9 protein-coding genes are annotated in these 16173 nt (G+C 70.1%); 1 reads left to right on the top strand and 8 read right to left on the bottom strand.

Going from position 1 to position 16173, the window contains the following annotated elements; all coding sequences use genetic code 11:
• Position 1: 1 nt before the first annotated feature.
• Genes ABZ824_RS05335 through ABZ824_RS05300 form a run of 8 tightly spaced genes read right to left on the bottom strand, consistent with a single transcriptional unit; the run spans position 2 to position 14472 of the window.
• Entirely contained in the window at positions 2-1294 is a 1293-nt protein-coding gene (locus tag ABZ824_RS05335) for a pyridoxal phosphate-dependent aminotransferase family protein (protein WP_356961765.1), read from the bottom strand.
• Positions 1291-4038, bottom strand: a complete 2748-nt coding sequence (locus tag ABZ824_RS05330) for a PEP/pyruvate-binding domain-containing protein (RefSeq protein ID WP_356961764.1) — start codon at positions 4036-4038, stop codon at positions 1291-1293. Before ABZ824_RS05330 ends, ABZ824_RS05335 begins: the two co-directional genes overlap by 4 nt.
• Positions 4035-5444 carry a cytochrome P450 gene (locus ABZ824_RS05325; RefSeq protein WP_356961762.1) on the bottom strand — a complete coding sequence of 470 codons (1410 nt, stop codon included), beginning with the start codon at positions 5442-5444 and terminating at the stop codon, positions 4035-4037. The genes ABZ824_RS05330 and ABZ824_RS05325 overlap by 4 nt, the downstream gene beginning before the upstream one ends.
• Complete coding sequence (locus ABZ824_RS05320; protein ID WP_356961760.1) at positions 5441-7189, bottom strand: AMP-binding protein; 1749 nt, start codon at positions 7187-7189, stop codon at positions 5441-5443. Before ABZ824_RS05320 ends, ABZ824_RS05325 begins: the two co-directional genes overlap by 4 nt.
• Entirely contained in the window at positions 7186-7440 is a 255-nt protein-coding gene (locus ABZ824_RS05315; protein ID WP_356961759.1) for a phosphopantetheine-binding protein, read from the bottom strand. Before ABZ824_RS05315 ends, ABZ824_RS05320 begins: the two co-directional genes overlap by 4 nt.
• A complete protein-coding gene (locus ABZ824_RS05310) occupies positions 7437-8294 on the bottom strand; it encodes a hypothetical protein (protein WP_355070698.1) in 858 nt (285 codons plus the stop codon). Before ABZ824_RS05310 ends, ABZ824_RS05315 begins: the two co-directional genes overlap by 4 nt.
• Positions 8291-14206, bottom strand: coding sequence for an aminotransferase class III-fold pyridoxal phosphate-dependent enzyme (locus tag ABZ824_RS05305; protein ID WP_356961757.1), 5916 nt, complete (start codon positions 14204-14206; stop codon positions 8291-8293). The genes ABZ824_RS05310 and ABZ824_RS05305 overlap by 4 nt, the downstream gene beginning before the upstream one ends.
• Positions 14203-14472 (bottom strand): acyl carrier protein, encoded by a 270-nt coding sequence (locus tag ABZ824_RS05300; protein ID WP_355070694.1) that lies wholly within the window; start codon positions 14470-14472, stop codon positions 14203-14205. The genes ABZ824_RS05305 and ABZ824_RS05300 overlap by 4 nt, the downstream gene beginning before the upstream one ends.
• A 795-nt stretch (positions 14473-15267) precedes the next feature.
• Between ABZ824_RS05300 and ABZ824_RS05295 the strand changes: the two genes are divergently transcribed.
• Positions 15268-15951, top strand: coding sequence for a hypothetical protein (locus tag ABZ824_RS05295; RefSeq protein WP_356961755.1), 684 nt, complete (start codon positions 15268-15270; stop codon positions 15949-15951).
• Positions 15952-16173: the final 222 nt, after the last annotated feature.

The raw sequence follows: 16173 nt of genomic DNA, 5'->3' as shown, positions 1-16173 counted from the left end.
GTCAAGCGATCCCTTCCTGTTCGGGATGGAAGCCGAAGCGGCGGGCGACGGTGTCGATGCGGTCCAGTGCGCGGTCGAGGTGGTCGCGGGTGAGGGTGGCCATCATGCTGATCCGCAGGCGCTGCTGGTCGCGGGGCACGGCCGGGAATTCGACGCCGTTGACGAACACACCCTCCCGATGCAGAGCGGTGACCACGTCGGCGACGGCGAGACGCTGTGGTACGAGCAGCGGGATGATCGCGGTCTGCGGGTCGACGGCGAAACCCATCGCGCGCAGCCCGCGCACGAAGTAGCCGACGTTGTCGTGCAGTCGCGCCACGCGTTCGGGATGCGCGGCCAGGAAGTCGATTCCGGCGAGCACCGCCGCGACCACCGAGGGGGCGAGCGCGGCGGAGAACATGTAGGAGCGGGCGAAGAAGCGCAGCGTGTCCACCAGGTCTCGCGACCCGGTGACGAAGCCGCCGGTGCCCGCGAAGACCTTCGAGAACGTGCCCATGGTCAGCTCCACCGATCCCGGACCGAGCCCGAAATGCTCGGCGGTGCCGTGCCCGCGCGCGCCGAGTACTCCGGTGCCGTGCGCGTCGTCCACCGCCAGCCACGCGCCGAAGGCGTCGCACAGCGCGCGGATCTCCGGCAGCGGTGCGATGTCGCCGTCCATCGAGTACACGCCCTCGACGGCCACCACCACGTTCGCCCCTGGATTGCGCCAGCGGATCTGCATCAGCCGGTGGCGCAGCTGGCGTACATCGTTGTGCGCGAAGGCCATCGAGCGCACCCGGCCGAGCTGGATGCCGTCGTACAGGCTGGCATGGTTCTGTTCGTCGTAGAGCAGCACGTCGCCTCTGCGCAGCAGACCGGTCACCCAGCCGACATTGGCCGCGTAGCCCGAGGAGAAGACCATGGCCGACTCGCAGCCCTTCAGTTCGGCCAGCCGTTCCTCGAGCCGCCGGTGCAAAGTGGTGGTGCCGTTGAGCAAGGGCGGGCCGCCGTGTCCCACACCGTATTCGCGAATGGCGGCGATGGCGGCCTCGACGATGCTCGGCTCGTTGCCCAGGCCGAGGTAGTTGTTGGACCCGAGCATGATCAGCTCGTCGGTCGCGCCGGTCGCCGGATCGCGCACCGGGACGACCGCGCCGGACGGCCCGGCCACTTCTCGCAACACGAACCCGCTGCCGCGAGCGTGCTGCGCGTAGGGCCGGAATTCCGCGAAGCGCTGGTCGAACGTGTGCGCGGCTGGGTCGAGATAGTGCTCCAGGCTGAAATTCTCGCCGTGGGCCAGATCGGGTGCGGTCATGGTCGTCGCTCCTGCCCGAGGGTCACGGTTCCCGCGCGGCCGTCCAGCACCAGGACGTCACCGTTTCCGATCAGGCGGGTTACTCCGGGCACGCCGACGACCGTGGGGATGCCGAGTTCGCGTCCGATGATGGCGGTGTGGGAGAGCAGGCTGCCTCGTTCGCTGACCAGGCCGCCCGCGGCGACCATGAGGAACACCCAGCCCGGATCGGTGGTCGCGGCGACGAGGATCTGCCCATCGATCGCGACGTCCGGATCCGGGGTGTCCAGGACAAGCGCGGGAGCCTCGACGCGACCTGGGGCGCAACCGATTCCGTGCAGTACGCGCGCTCCCTCGGCAGCGTCCGGGCCCGGTTGCTCCAGTGCCGGATCGCCGATCCCCGACGCGGCGATCCCGGTCGTGACGATGCGGGAGGGCAGGCGCTGAGCCTGCCAGCGGTCGTAATCCGCCTTGCGGAGGGCGACGGTACGCGTGATGTCGGTGTCCACCGCCGTTCCGCGGGTGAGGGCCGCGATCTCCTCGTAGGTGAGCCAGAAGACGTCGCGCGGATCACCCACCAGGCCGTCGGCGTGCAGTCGCCTGCCGTACTCCCGGAACACCCGCTTGAGCAGACCGAAGGCGCGGCTGCGGCCCAGCCGCATGTTCTCGCGCTGCTTCACGTGTTCGCGGGCGAGCCGGAGCGCGAGCCGGAAAACCCACCGCCGCACGCCTTCACCTGCGAACAGCTCGGCCGCCGTCCGCTCGGCCGCACGCCGGATCGCCTGCTCACGCGCGATCATGTCATCGGCGTTCTGCCCGCCACGCAGGTAATTCCGCAGCATGGGCACCAGTCGTTCGGGGTGCTCGCCGAGCGGATCGGTCTCCAGCTTGAGTTCGTCCACCGTGCGGTCGCCGAACTCGGCGATGTGGCGCAGGCACGCCGCGCGGAAGGTCGCGAACCGGTCTTCCGACAGGGACGCCCACACTTGCTGCGCGGTGGAAGGACCGTCGAACAGCGCACGCAGCGCCGAGTCGGCGCGCACCCGCGCGGCCAGTGCCAGTGCCGACCGCACCGGATCGACGCTGTCGACACCGTCCTCGCCGCAGAACAATTCGTTGCGCAGGGTGAGCGCCGCTTCCTCGGCGAGACCGGCTCGGCGCAACTGCAGTCCGACCACATGGAACATCTGCTGGGCGAGGAAATCGTTGAAGATCTGCACCGAGTAGGCGGGCACGAGTTCGTCGAAGAAGCGTTCGGTCCACGCCAGCAACGCGTGTGCGTCGCGGTCGCGCTCCGGCCGATCCTCGTCCAGCCTGCGTTCGAGGTCTGTGGTCGCCGCCGCCAGCGCCGTGAAGAACGCGCGCAGCCGCCGTGGCAGTCGCAGCCAGCCGAGCAGGATGATCGCGAACACACGCAGGCGCAGCGCGATCGCGCGCAGCCGGGCGATACCACGGGCAGGCGCAGGCGGTCGCTGGTATCGGTTCTCGATATTGAGCGCGGCCTCCCAGCCTTCGATGGCGAATTCCATGCCGGGGATCTCGAGGAACAGGCGGTACCAGTTGCTGATGTTGTAGTAGATCCGGCCGCGCGCGGTGCCGACCAGGTACGGATACAGATCGGCGGCGTTGCGCTCGACGATCCGCGCGGTGGCGCCGAAATCGCGGTGACACGTGCGGAAGACCCGCTCATAGGCGGTACGCAGCACCGAGAACGTCAGCGGGCTCGACAGCCCCGGATACGACTCCGCGACATTGACGTTGTCGAATACCGTCTCGCGTGCGCCGGTCGCCGTGACCGGTCTCGCCTGCAACAGGTGCAACCGCCCGTCCGGCGTGTAGGCGAACTCGACATCCTGCGGTGCGCCGAAGCGGTCCGCGAGTGCGCCCGCCACCTCGGCCAACTCCTGGATCTCCGTGTCCGACAGCGCAGCCGCGGTCAGCGGGTCGGCGAGTTCTTCGACCGTGGTCCCCGCGCCGTGCGGCGCGGGTGCGACCCGGCTGCGCTTGTCGGCGACCACCCGTGAGGTGATGGCGCCGGTGCCGCGGTCGACGAAGTAGGTATCGCAGTCCACCGTGCCCGCCACCACGCCTTCGCCCAGCCCGAGTGCGGCCGCGACCACGGCTTCGGAGGGATCACCGCTGCGCGGATTGCAGCTGAACACCACCCCTGAGACGGCGCTGTCCAGCAGTACTTGCACCACCACGGCGCAGGCGACCGGCGCATTGTCGAGACCGCGGCGCGCCCGGTAGAACAGCGTGCGCTCCGACCACGCGGAGGCGAGTACCGTCCCGATCGCGGCGGGCAGATCAGCGGCCCCGACGTTCAGCACGGTGTCGAGCTGTCCGGCGAAGGAGTCGGTCGCCGAATCCTCCCCGCGCACCGACGATCGCACGGCGAAGCGCACCTCGCCCGCGGCGGCCGGAACGACGGCGGCCAGTTCGGCGACCACGGCGTCGAGTTCGGCGGCGATATCGCCGGGCAGGGGGCATCCCTCGACGAGAGCGCGGATCCGGGACGACACCGACCGCAAGGCGGCCGGGTCGTCCGGATCGAGTTCGGCGAGCAGTCCCGCGATGGCGTCGGCGGACGGAGCCAGCAACCGCGCGCACGTATCGGTGCCCAGCACGGCGAACGGCGGCACGCGATATCCGGCGGCCTGCAGTCTGGCGAGGTTGGCGGCCTTGGCTCCGGCGTGCGCCGCGGCCGCCGGGTCCGCCGCGAGGGTTTCGGCGCGCAGTATCGCGCCGGTGGTGGCACTGGTCATCGTGCGGCCTCCTGTCTGGTCCGGGTCGCCGGGACGGCGCGCTCGCGCCAGGTCAACCGCACCAGGACCGGGTCGGGGGTGTTGGAGATCTCCGGGTGCTCGCGCACCCGCATCCCGTTCACCAATTCGATGTCGTAGCGCGACAGCACCATCGCCAGACCCACCCGGATCTCGATCAGCGCCATCTGCTGGCCGACGCACAGATGCGCGCCCCAGCCGAAGGGGAAGTACCGGAACGGCGGGCGCGCCCGGTTCCGCTCCTTGGTGAACCGGTCGGGATCGAAGGTCAGCGGCGCGTCCCAGAACCGGGGCAGGCGATGGTTGACGAACGGGCTGATCACGACGATCGCACCGGGTCGCAGGTCGAACCGGTCGAAATGGTCCGGCTCGAGCGCGGTACGGCTGAACGCCCAAGCCGGCGGATGCAGGCGCATCGCCTCATCGATCACGCGGCCGGTGTACTCCAGCCGGGGCAGCGCGGCCCGCACGGCGTCCGGGTCGTCCGGCGCGTCCGGCAGCGCGTCGATCTCGGCGCGCACCCGGTCGAGCACGACGGGGTTGCGGCCCAGTTCGTAGATCGTCCAGGCCAGCGCCGCTCCGGTGGTTTCGTGACCGGCGAGCAAGAAGGTCAGCACCTCGTGCCGCAGCTGCGCGTCGTCCATCGCGTGTCCCGCGTCGTCGCGGGCGGTGAGCAGCCGGGCGAGCAATGACCCGGCGTCGTCGTCGGTTCGCCGGTGCCTGCCGATCACCTCGTCGACCACGTGGTGCAACCGGCGTCGCACTGCCCACAGCCGCCGGTTACCCGGAGTCGGGAGGCGCGGCGGCAGCTGGATCGGCGCGGCCATATGCCGCATGACCCACGAGACGCCCTGGCGCACGTCGTCTTCGATCTGCGGAAGCACGCCGTCGAGGTCCGCGCCGAGCACCGCGCGGCACACCACGTCGGCGGCGAATCCCATCAGCTCGGGCACCAGGTCGAAGGCCGCGCCGTCGGCGGCGCGGGCATCCAAGCGGGTGCGCATACGCTGTCCACACTCGACCATCAGCGGGATCTCGGACTCCACATGACGGCGCGTGAAAGCCGGTTTGATCAGGGCGCGCTGACGTTTCCACAGCTCGCCGCCGCTGGTCAGCAAGCCGGGACCGAGCAAATGGTTCAGGCTTCGGTAGCTGATCCCCTTCTCGTAGCGCCCCGCACGGCTGACCAGCACCTGCTCGATGTGCTCGGGTTCGACCAGCAGGTGCACGTGCTGGTGCGCCAGGCGCAGCCGGACACTGCCGTAGTGGAGCGCGGACTCGTAGAACAGACCGAGCGGGTCGGTCCGGTACCGGGCGTAGACGCCCAAGGGATGCCTGGTGGACGGGCCGTCGAGGCGACGCTCGCCGGTCCCGGTCGTCGGTGTCACCGCGCCACGTCTCCCCCGCGCACGGCGCCGACCAGTTCGTCGGCGTCGCCGTCGAGCAGGCGCCGCGCCGCGGCGCGCTGGACTTTGCCGCTGGTGGTCTTCGGGATGCTGCGCGGCGCGACGATCCGCACACCGGCCGCCAGCACGCCGGTGCGTTTGCTCACCGCGGCGCGTACCGCACGGGCCAGTGCGTCGTGCTCCGTCCGCGCCACGGCGGATTCGACGATCAGGTGCAACTCTTCCGATCCGGCGCCTGCATCGGTTCGTCCCAGCGCGACCACGCCGCCCGGCCGCACTCCCGGCACCTGCTCGGCGGCGATCTCGAAGTCGGTGGGCAGGTAGTTCGCGCCGCGGATGATGATCAGGTCTTTGCGTCGCCCGGTGATCCGCAACCGCCCGTCGCGCAGGTAGCCGATGTCCCCGGTGTCCCACCAGCCCTGCGTCCGGGTGGCGGCGGTGGCTTCGGGCAGCCGGAAGTAGCCGGGCGTGGTGGACGGCCCACGGAATTGCACCCGGCCGAGCAGATTCGCGCCGCACGGCGTTCCGTTCTCGTCCACCACGCGGACTTCGGTGCCCGTCACGGGCGCTCCGCAGTCGACGATGTCGAGCGCGTCGCCGTCACCGGCCGGGACATCCACCGCGACGCCGTCTTCGGCCAGTCCGCGCCGGGAGACCGAGTCGAACGCGATCGGCGCCCGCGGATCGGACACCGTCACCGCCAGCGACGCCTCGGCCAAGCCGTAGCACGGTACGAGCGCGTCGGAAGGCAGCCCCCAGCGGCCGAACCGGTCGACGAACCGCCGCACCGTGGGCGGATGGATCGGTTCGGCGCCGCAGAACAGGAACCGCCATGCGGACAGATCCACTCCGTCGAGTTCACCGTCGGCGATGCGGGCGGCGGCGTAACCGTAGGCGAAATTCGGTGCGGCGGTGTGAGTTCCGTGATGCCGGTGCACCGCGCGCAGCCAATCGGCCGGGTGGCGCAGAAACCGGTTGGGCGGGATCAGCACCGCGTCGATGCCACGGAACAGCGGTGTGAGAAACCCGCCGATCAGGCCCATGTCGTGGTGCAGCGGCAGCCAGCCCACCCAGGTGTCGCCGGGTCCGATCGCGGCGGCGCGGGCGATCTGCTCGCAGTTGGCGGCCAGATTCGCGTGGGTGACCTGAACCCCCTTGGGCGTGCCGGTCGAGCCGGAGGTGGCTTGAATGAACGCGAGATCCTCCGGTGCGGGCAAGTGGGGCGCGAGCGCGGGAGCGCCCGGTGTGCCTGCCAGCGCATGCAGTGCCGAGGCGTCGATCGTCGCCACCGACGCGGGCACTGGCAACGTGGTGAGCACCGCCGGAGTGCTCACCACGGCCGCCGGTTCCAGATAGGCCAGCAGCCGGGTGAACCGGTCCAGGAAGATTTCGGCGGCCCCGAAGCCGCCCGGCGTGGCGATGGCGGTGGGCACCGCGCCGAGCGACAGTGCGCCGAAGAAGGCCGTGACGAACTCCGCCGAGGTGGGCAGGCACAGCAACACGCGGTCGCCCCGGCGCACGCCGTCGGCGGCCAGGCCCGCCGCGGCGCGGCCCGCAGCGCTCACCAGATCATCGTGGCGCCAGCGTATTTCGTCGTCGTGCCGGGCAGCGGCGCGCTCGGCCAGGATCACCGTCGACGCCGCCGCCGTACCTCGGTCGCCGCCGGACAGCAGCGCGTGCACGATGCTCGGGTGTTGCGGGCGCAGTGTCCCTGATGACGCGGTCATGGCTGGTCCTCGACATAGCGCACGATCGTCGCGACCGTGGTCAGCCGGACGGCGACGTCTTCCGGAATGCTCACGCAGAACTCCTGTTCGAGCTGAATGGTCAGTTCGATGGCGGTCGGCGAATCGAGTCCGTAGTCGATCAGCGGTGCCGCCGGATCCAGATCGGTCGCGGGCACCCACAGCACCTCGCCGACGATCGCGCGGACCCGCGCCTCCAGGTCCGCCGAGCCGATGTCGTCACGTGCACTCATCCGAGCAACTTCCCTTCCGTCACGCAGGCGCGCACCGATTCCTCGAGGTCGACGTCGTCGGCGGTGTCGATGCGGTGAAACGCCACTTCCGGGAACGCGGTCGCGAGGGTCTCGCGCACCCGCTCGTATCCCGAGCGCAGGGTGGTCAGCCGCTCGGCGGTCTCATGGGCCTCGACGGGCCCGTGTGCCGACCGCCGCGCACAGCGGGCCGCGGCCTGCCCGGGCGGTGCGTCGAGCCACAACACCGCGTCCGGCAGCGTGGTGCGAAACCGTTCGCCGAAGCCGGATACCGCGCCGGCGATGTCGCGACCGACCAATTCCGCGATCTCCGACAGCAGCAGCCACGGGTCCGGCGAGCTGCCCAGCCGTTCGGCCTGGGCGTGCTGCCACGCGAGGATGTCGGCGAACGTGCCCGGTCGATGCCGTTCGAGCACCGCCGCGATCTCGTCCTGCCGCGCGCGGCAGCGCCCGTCCGTGCCCGCCAGCGCCACGTACAGCGGACCGTAGACGAGCAGTTCGATCAGCGGATGCCGCTCGCACACCAGCACATCCGGTTCCCAGGTGCGCAGGAAGTGCTGTTCCACCGGCCCGAACAGGGTCATCTGCAGGTACATCGCGGTGGCCTTCATCGCGACGTCGCCGATCTCGTCACAGCCGACGCTGAAGGCCCGCAGCTGCCGGGACAGATCGGCGAGCGGAACGTCGCGGGTGTCGTGGAAATCGGGGCAGGTCATCGACGCGAACCCACCGGCGTCGGTCCGCACCGCCAGCGCGCGGAGCGCGGCCAGCACCGAGGACTTGCCCGCGCCGTCGATGCCGACCAGGGCCACCCGGCGGGTGTACGAGCCGCTCATCGGTCGTCCTCGCGCAATTGGGTCAGCACCGCGCTGGTGATCTCGGCCTGCGCCGCCGTGCCGTCGAGCCGGATCCAGCCCAACTCGTCCGACAGCGCGTCGAGCGCCTCGTGGCTGCGCTGCTGGAAAGCCAGGAACGACTCCTCGTCGCCGTAGCCGCTCTCGTAGTCGCTGCGCAACCGTTTGCGGCTCAGCGCGTCCTGCGGCCGCACCGCGAGGTAGAAGGTGCGATCGGGTTCCGGGAACCCCGCCGCCAGGCTGCGCAGGACGGCCGGGTCGCCGCCGTGGGCGACTTCGGTGGCGTAGTACTTGTACCAATACGCGTTCGCGAGCACGATGTCCGCGCCGCGCTCGGCGGCCAGGTCCAGTGCCAGCTGCATGGCGTGGAACAGGAAGTGCGCGCGGCTGAGCGGGGTGAGCATCTGGAGGTAGCCGTAGATCTCCGCGGGACTCCCCCAAGGGAGTTTCGAGGAGACCTTCGGGTCGAGGAAGGCGTCCCAGATCGTCACCGCCGCGACACTGTGGCCCTGCGCCTCGAATTCCGCGGCGATCCTCGCCACCTGGGTGGTCTTGCCCGAGCCGTCGCCGCCCGCGAGACAGATCAGGCGTTTACGTGCGGTCAGTGTCGTGTCCTTTCCGGAGCCGCGCGTCACGCGAGGTGATGCGACAGGATCTGCCACCTGCGTGGCGGTTTCGGGGAGAGCGGGGGGCGGCGGCGAGTCTTCCTCCGGTCGCGCGCGAGCGGCGACGTCCGCTCGCCGGTGATCCGCGGACGGTGCGCCGCCCGCGGGGGCCGTGACGGACTCCGCGTCCAGGATCCGCACCGCTCCCGCGCTGCCGTCGATTCGGATCCGCTGACCCGATCGCACGACGCTCGTCGCGCCCGCCACGTTCAGTACGGCGGGGATGCCGTACTCGCGTCCGATCACGGCGGCGTGCGACAGCATGCCCCCCACCTCGGTCACCACACCCGCCACCAAGCCCAGCGCGGGAGTCCAACCCGGGTCGGTGAATCTCGTGACGAGGATGTCGCCGTCGCGCAATTGGTCGAGGTCGGTGAGCGCGGTGATCACCCGCGCCGTGCCCTCGGCGACACCGGGACTGCATCCGAGGCCCGACAGGTCGCCGTCGGCGACGGCGCGCACGGCGGCCACGGTCACCCCGCCACCGAGTTCGTGCGGCGGTGTGAGATCGCGATAGGCCGCGTACATCGCACGGCGGTAGGCGATCACGGGCGCGAGGTCCGCCGCGTCCGCGCGGCCCGCGACCAAGTCGGTGAGCTCGTGGATGGTCAGCTGGAACGCGTCGTCGGCGTGCTCGAGCGCGCCGGCGGCGGTCAAGCGCGTGCCGGCCTCCACCACGTAGGCGCGCACGACGGCGTAGCACTGCGACGAGAATTCCCGCATCCGTTCCCTGGCCACGAGGTAGCGGCGCATCCGCTCGATCTGCTTGTCCAGCGCCTTGGCGTAGCGCACCCGTGTCGTCGGACGAGCCCGAACCCGGGCTCGGACCGCCGCCGATTCGGACTCGTAGCGCTTGCGCTGCTCCACCAGCGTGGCTGCCGGGTCGGCAGGCGCGGTGCCGTGTTCGAGCATCACCGCGATCATCGATCGCACCCGCTGCGGGTCCTCCGACCAGCGCGGGCAGGTGAGGTCGAGTTCGGCGTCGGCGTGGAAGCCCTGCTCGGCGAGGAAGGTCGCGAGCGCCACCTCCCACTCCGGGCTGTCCATGCCGAATTCTTGTGCGACACGGTGTAATTCGACGATTCCGCGTTGCAGCGCCATGTGGCTGATCTCGGCGAGACCACCCATCAGGTCGATGGCGGAGCTGGTCGCGCCGGTGGCCGCGTCGACCTTGTCCAGCAGCTGTTTGAAGTCGGTCTGCACGCTCGAGTTGTGATAGATCGTCGTGAAGTAGGTGCGCTCGGTCGTCGCGTGCAGGGTGAGCAGGCAGTCGGCGAGGTCGGCGGCGAAGGTCGCCTGGTCGGTCCGGGGCAGCGCGCGCACCCGCTCGCGCCACGCCGCGTACTTGGCGGGCCAGCCCGCGGCGAACGCGTCGACGGCGGCGAGCTGTTCGCGATAGCTGCGCTGCACCGCCAGCGCGACGGGCAGCGCGCGGGCGATGGTCAGCGGCGTGTTCGGCGTGCGGATCGGCCCCTCGGGGCCGTACTCGTTGAGGACGCCCAGGTCGTCGTCGAAGTGCTGTTCGTCGAAGCCGGGTATGCGCTGGAAGCACTGCTTCACCGCGCTCACGTTCCAGTAGGCCCGGCCGTAGTACATCGCCATCCAGTCCGGCTCTTCGCCCGCCGCGGCCAGGCCCAGCCCCTCGAAGAACCGCTGCATCGAGTACTGGAAGGCGTTGTCGTACAGCGAGAACATCATGGGTGTGCACACCCGGGCCGAGACGCCGCCGTCGCGCAGGTCCGCATCGGAGAACTGGTCGATGTCGGTGCGCCAGCTGATCGCGGTGACCGCTCGCGACTGCAGCAGCCACAGTGCGCCGTCGTCATCGATCGCCCATTCGATGTCCTGCGGCCGATGCCTGCGGGCCTGCACCGCCAGCAATAGCGCCGCCAGTGCTTCGGTGTCGGCGCCGTCGAGCCGGACGTCCTCCTCGCCCGCCTCGCGCGCGACCACGCCGCCGTCGGACAGCCGCAGTGTGTAGCGAGTGGGGGTGACCTGCCCGGAGACCAATCGCTCGCCCACGCCGTGACAGGCCTCCAGCACCGCGTGCTCCTCGATGCCGGTGAGCACATCGATGCTGAAACCGACCCCGGCGCAACGTGCCTCGACCATGCGCTGCACCAGGACGGCCACCGTCGCCTCGACGTCGGCCATGCCGCGGCGGGACAGATACGCCCGCACCCGCTCGTTGCGTACCGAGGCGCGGCACCGTTCGATGTGCGTCCGCAGCGCGTCCGCGTCCGCGATGTCCAGATAGGACTCGTACTGGCCCGCGAAACTGGCGTCGTCGAGATCCTCGAGGACGCCACTGGAGCGCACGGCCACCGGGAACCCGCCGATGGCCCGCACCCAGCCGGACAGATCGTCGTCGCCGACGCCGTCGAGGTCCAGATCAGCGGGCACGACGAAACCGGCTGGGACGGCGAATCCGTCGGTCAGCAACTCGTGCAGACTGGCGGCCTTGCCGCCCGCCCGAGCGGGGGCGAAGTCGGCCGCCCCCAGGAACATCGGGGCGGACGCGGTAGTCGGAGTGATCACGGTGGTGGCTCCTGTCGGCAGCAGAACCGGGCGCAGGTCGTGGCGAGCGGCCAGACTTCGTGCCGCGCGGACACCCGCCACGGTGAGCGCGCCGTAGGACGGGCTCGCGGTGCGCGGCTCGAAGCCGAGCAGCAGCGTCTCGGCCATGCACGCGTAGACGATTCCGGCGGGCAACCCGGTTTCGGGTAGGGACGGGGTCTGGCCGAGCGGCAGCGCCATGCGGCCGCCGTCGACCAGGGTGAGATGCGGATGCTCGGCGACCGCCGGGTCCACGTCGCCCGGTACGGCCAGATCGCAGACGAGCACCGGATGGTGCGCGGCGAGATGTCGGGCGGTGATCAGCGGCCGCGCCGAGTTGGTGGCGGACACGACCACCCGGCAGTCACGCAGTGCGGCCAGGTCCTCGCTCACGACCACCTCGCCGGGCAGTCCGGCGGCCACCCGGCGCAAGCGCGTCCCCGCGCCCGGCCTGCCCACCAGGACCAGCGAATCGGCCAGCGGAGCGAGCAGTTCGGCCATGACCGAGCCGATGTTGCCGAGTGCGCCGAGGATGCCGACCCGCCGCTGCCCCGACGGCAGCGCGGCCAGTTCGGCGCTGAGCACCTCGTAGGCGCAGGCCGCGGTGAGCGAATTGCCGGAGGTGACCGTAACGGTGTCCTCCGTCACCTCGCGTGCGGCATCGGTGACGATCGAGGTGTAGCCGCCGAGCCCGATCACCGTGGCTCCGGCCGCGATCGCCTGCTCTACCGCGTGCCACACCAGTTCGCGCACGTGGGTCCGCTCGCCGGCACGCTGATGCGCCACGATCTGTTCGGCGGTCAGCGGCAGCGCGAACACCATCATCTCGGCCTCGGCGCCGGTGGGCGAGGAGATCGTCCGCCTGGTCAGTTCGAAGGGATCGGCGACGGGGCGCAGACGTTCGAGCAAGGCGGCGAATTCCGAGTCGCTCCAGCATTCCAGCTCGGGGGCGAGCCTGCGCAGGTCGGCCGTCTCGGGCAGGTTCGCCAGGAACGCCACCTTGGTCGGCGCGTGCGGGTCGCGCGCCGGCGGCATATCGGCGCGCCGTGGCAACGGAGCCCGCTCCGTCACCGTGGGCTTCGTGGTGACGGGAGCGGCCAAGTGCGCCAGCAGCACGTCGTATCGCCCACGGTGCAGCAGCGCCGCGACGTCGTCCAGCGCCGCCGCCAGCCGCGCCATGTCGCCTTGGGTGACGAACGCCGAGGGCTGGACGCGCAGGGTGGTCGGTGCCGAGAGGGTGGGCAGCACGCGGATCGCGTGCCGGTGCAGGAGGTATCCGGCGACCACGTAGCCGAACATGTCGGGCGCGCAGACCTCGCGCAGCAGGGCCGATTCCGGCTCCGGCGCCCGCAGCTGCACGCCCTGCAGGAGCCCGCGCCCACGCACCGCCACGATCTCTCGCGGCCAGCGGCGGGCCACCTCGTCCAACTGCGACCGCAATCGCGCTCCCGCATCGCTGATCCGGAGTTGGTTGTCGCGCAACAGGTCCAGCGCCGCGTCGGCGACCGTCGCCGACAGCTCGTCGTCGGCGAAGGTGGAGGTGTGGTAGCGACCGAAGTCGGACACGGCATGCGCGCGGTCCACCAGCAGCGCGGCGATCTTCACCAGTCCGCCGCCGAGCGATTTCGACATCAGGTAGTAGTCCGCGCGCACACCCGAGGGAGCCGACGCCAGGAACGTGCCGGTCCGGCCCATGCCGCACTGGATCTCGTCGAAGACCAGCGCCGCGGCGTGCCGATCCGCGAGTTCCCGCAAGGCGCGCAGGGTCTCGGCGGGAACCTCCCGCACACCGCCTTCGCCTTGGACTGGCTCGGCGAACACCGCCGCGACGGGCGACAACCGCCGCCACGTCCGCACGGGCGCGCCGTCGGCGCCGAAGCCGATGACACCCACGGTGCACAGCTCGTCGGCGAACGCGTCCGCCACCTCGTCCGGCGCCCAGGTGTCGAGCCGCCACCGCGGCGGGCCGGGCACCACCAGGTCGGCCGGGGTATCGGCCTGTTCGGTCAGCGCGAAGGCGCCGGCGCTCTTTCCGTGGAACGCGCCCGCGAGCGAGACGAACACCGGTCCGCGCTCACGCAGCCGCGCGATCCGGCCCAGCGATTCGGTGAGCACGACCGCGGCGGTCCGCGGCTCGGCGTCCCCGGCGGGCGCGGATGGGCGCACATCGTGCAGGCGGTCGCGGCGCAGCCGGCGCAGCGTCCGCCGTAGCTCGGCGTCCAGTTCGCTCAGGGCGCGCGCGTGCGCGACCGCGGCGTGCCGGATCGCCGCCTCGACCGCGTCGGCTCCGGTGGAACCCAATGTCACCACGTACTCCCGGCCGGTAGACGCACCGACCGACTCGGACAGCCGCCGCGCCAACCGCGCGGCGCCGGGCCGGACACTGCCCTGCGCCACGAATGGCACCTGCTGGTTCAATGTCGCGGTCGCGGCACGTACCAGCGCCGGATGGTTGTGACCGAACAGTGCCGCGCCGAAACCGCCGACGAGATCTAGCACCCGGGTCCCGTCCGCGCGGACGAGATGGTCGCCCTCCGCGGCGGTGTACATCACGTCCAGGTGGCAGGCTCGCAGCAATCCGGCCAGGCCGGGTCGGTTGTAGTCGGCGAAGTCGCCGAACGAGTCGGATCCGGTGCGCGGCAATTGTTCCTGCCACCCCGCGTCCGTGGTCACGCGCGCGCCTCGGCCCGGGTGTGCCGCGTACGAGTCGTCTTGGCCGCAACGCACGCGATCACATCGCGCGCGGTATGCAGCATGGCCGCCTCCTCGTCGGAGATCGCGATGCCGAACTCCCGCTCCAGCTCGATCACCAACTCCACCGACCGAACCGAGTCCAAGCCATAATCCAGCAACGGCGTGTCCGGTGCTATTTCGACCACGTGCAGACCACGCGAGAACATCGTGAGAACTCGTTCGGTCAGGGCATCGAATTCATTCATTCAGCGCCTCCTTCATCGCGCGCCAGACCTTTCCACCGGCGCGGAACATCTGTGCCGATCGACGGCCCACGGGCCGTTCGAAACCGGATATACACAGTTCATCGCGGGTTTTCGCACCCGCAGATTCCGCGCTCACTTGCCCTCCGATATCCGCGAACGGGACTGCCGATTCTCGCCGCTCGTCTTACCCGTGCGGCGTGCCACGACACCGTCCCGCGTTCTCACAATCTGTACACCCGCACTATGCGGGCTGCAATCCGAAACCCGTTGCAGAAAAGCATGTTTCGCCGGAAGGCAATTTTTCAGACAACTTCCCCGACTATGTTTCCGGAAACAAAGCCACGCACCACGGGAACCAGGCCGGGAAACGCACTGTCCCAGACGATTTGACAGCAGGGCGAGCGCGGTGGATTTACGTCACCTGTCACCGCTCGACACAATAAAGTGCCCGCTTTTGGAAACCGTGCAGTTCATGTGGCATTCATCCACTGGACAAGCGGGAATAAATACCAACCTATCGGTATTTAACACGCGAACTCCCCTTACCGCATCGCGGCCGGAATATGCAGTCACGTAACGACGTTTTTACGCTGCCCGCCAACGCGTTTCACCCATCTGGAGACCAGCTAACTCCTGGACCGCCACCGGCGTGTGACGCCTCTCATTACCAGCCGGTAGTATGCGTAAATGCTGTGACCGACCACAATCGGCTCACGCGCCCTCTAGGGCGGTTCATACCGAGGGCAGTCCCGGTGGGCTGCCGTCGTGTCGGATGTCGCGATTAATCTGCCGGGCATGGTCAACCCCGATACGGCACTGCGCCGCCTTCTGCGCGAAACAGGAAAACTGCTACAGCCGTACGGGTTCCATGGCGTCGAGCCCACCTGGACACGAGTCGAGGCGCGCGGCGTCGCGTCCGTCGGCCGTACCCGCGTGACCCGCACATGGACCGACGGACAACAGGTCCTCGGCTTCGGGCTGACCTTGAAGGCAACCCCCACCCCGTGGTGGGAGTACTGCAACTGGCGCAACACACGACTGGCCCTGCCCCATGTACCGCTGGAATCGGCCACCGGCCCCGACCTGATCGACACTCGCTCGCTGTCCGATGAACTGACCACGCCGTGGATCCTGCGGCTCGACCCGGCGCAGACGGGCCAGCAGGCGTTGCAATCCGACATCGACGCCATCCGCGGCCAACTTCCCCGCCGCGTGCACGCCTACGCCCGCCGAGCGCTACGGCTGCTGGAAGCCGACCACTACCTCGACGAGTTGTCGTCCCAACCCGATCCGGGCATCCGGACCTGGGAAGCGATCGTCGTCCTCCTCGCCGACCGCGGACCAGGACCGCGCCTCGATGAGGCCATACGCCGCTTCCAACAGTGCACCACGGGACCCGACGCCTCGGCCTACGCGGACGAAGTCGTCACGTACGCACGCACCCGAACAGCGGTCGGCGAAATCATCTGCGAGCGCTGAGTATGCGGATCGCGCCGGTGATCCGGCGATAATCGCGCCGATCAGGCTGGGGCCTATCTTCGGCTCCCGCCGGCGCATGCGCACGACCGCGACGATGGGCGGACATCGACGGACCGGCCGGACGAGATCGTGACACCGGCAGTGGGCCCCGAACGGTCAGGAGGACCGAGCACGCCGGGGCAAGTGGGCTCGACCCGCGGGCCGGCTGGAGGTCGGGACGGC

This window comes from Nocardia sp. NPDC047038, assembly GCF_040644075.1.
Taxonomy (GTDB): domain Bacteria; phylum Actinomycetota; class Actinomycetes; order Mycobacteriales; family Mycobacteriaceae; genus Nocardia; species Nocardia sichangensis.
This window is presented reverse-complemented; position numbering and strand designations above follow the sequence as displayed.

Bases quoted from the DNA above. Each gene is read 5' to 3' on its own strand.
- ABZ824_RS05335 (WP_356961765.1), bottom strand. From the start codon at position 1,294: ATGACCGCACCCGATCTGGCCCACGGCGAGAATTTCAGCCTGGAGCAC.
- ABZ824_RS05330 (WP_356961764.1), bottom strand. From the start codon at position 4,038: ATGACCAGTGCCACCACCGGCGCGATACTGCGCGCCGAAACCCTCGCG.
- ABZ824_RS05320 (WP_356961760.1), bottom strand. From the start codon at position 7,189: ATGACCGCGTCATCAGGGACACTGCGCCCGCAACACCCGAGCATCGTG.
- ABZ824_RS05315 (WP_356961759.1), bottom strand. From the start codon at position 7,440: ATGAGTGCACGTGACGACATCGGCTCGGCGGACCTGGAGGCGCGGGTC.
- ABZ824_RS05310 (WP_355070698.1), bottom strand. From the start codon at position 8,294: ATGAGCGGCTCGTACACCCGCCGGGTGGCCCTGGTCGGCATCGACGGC.
- ABZ824_RS05300 (WP_355070694.1), bottom strand. From the start codon at position 14,472: ATGAATGAATTCGATGCCCTGACCGAACGAGTTCTCACGATGTTCTCG.
- ABZ824_RS05295 (WP_356961755.1), top strand. From the start codon at position 15,268: ATGGTCAACCCCGATACGGCACTGCGCCGCCTTCTGCGCGAAACAGGA.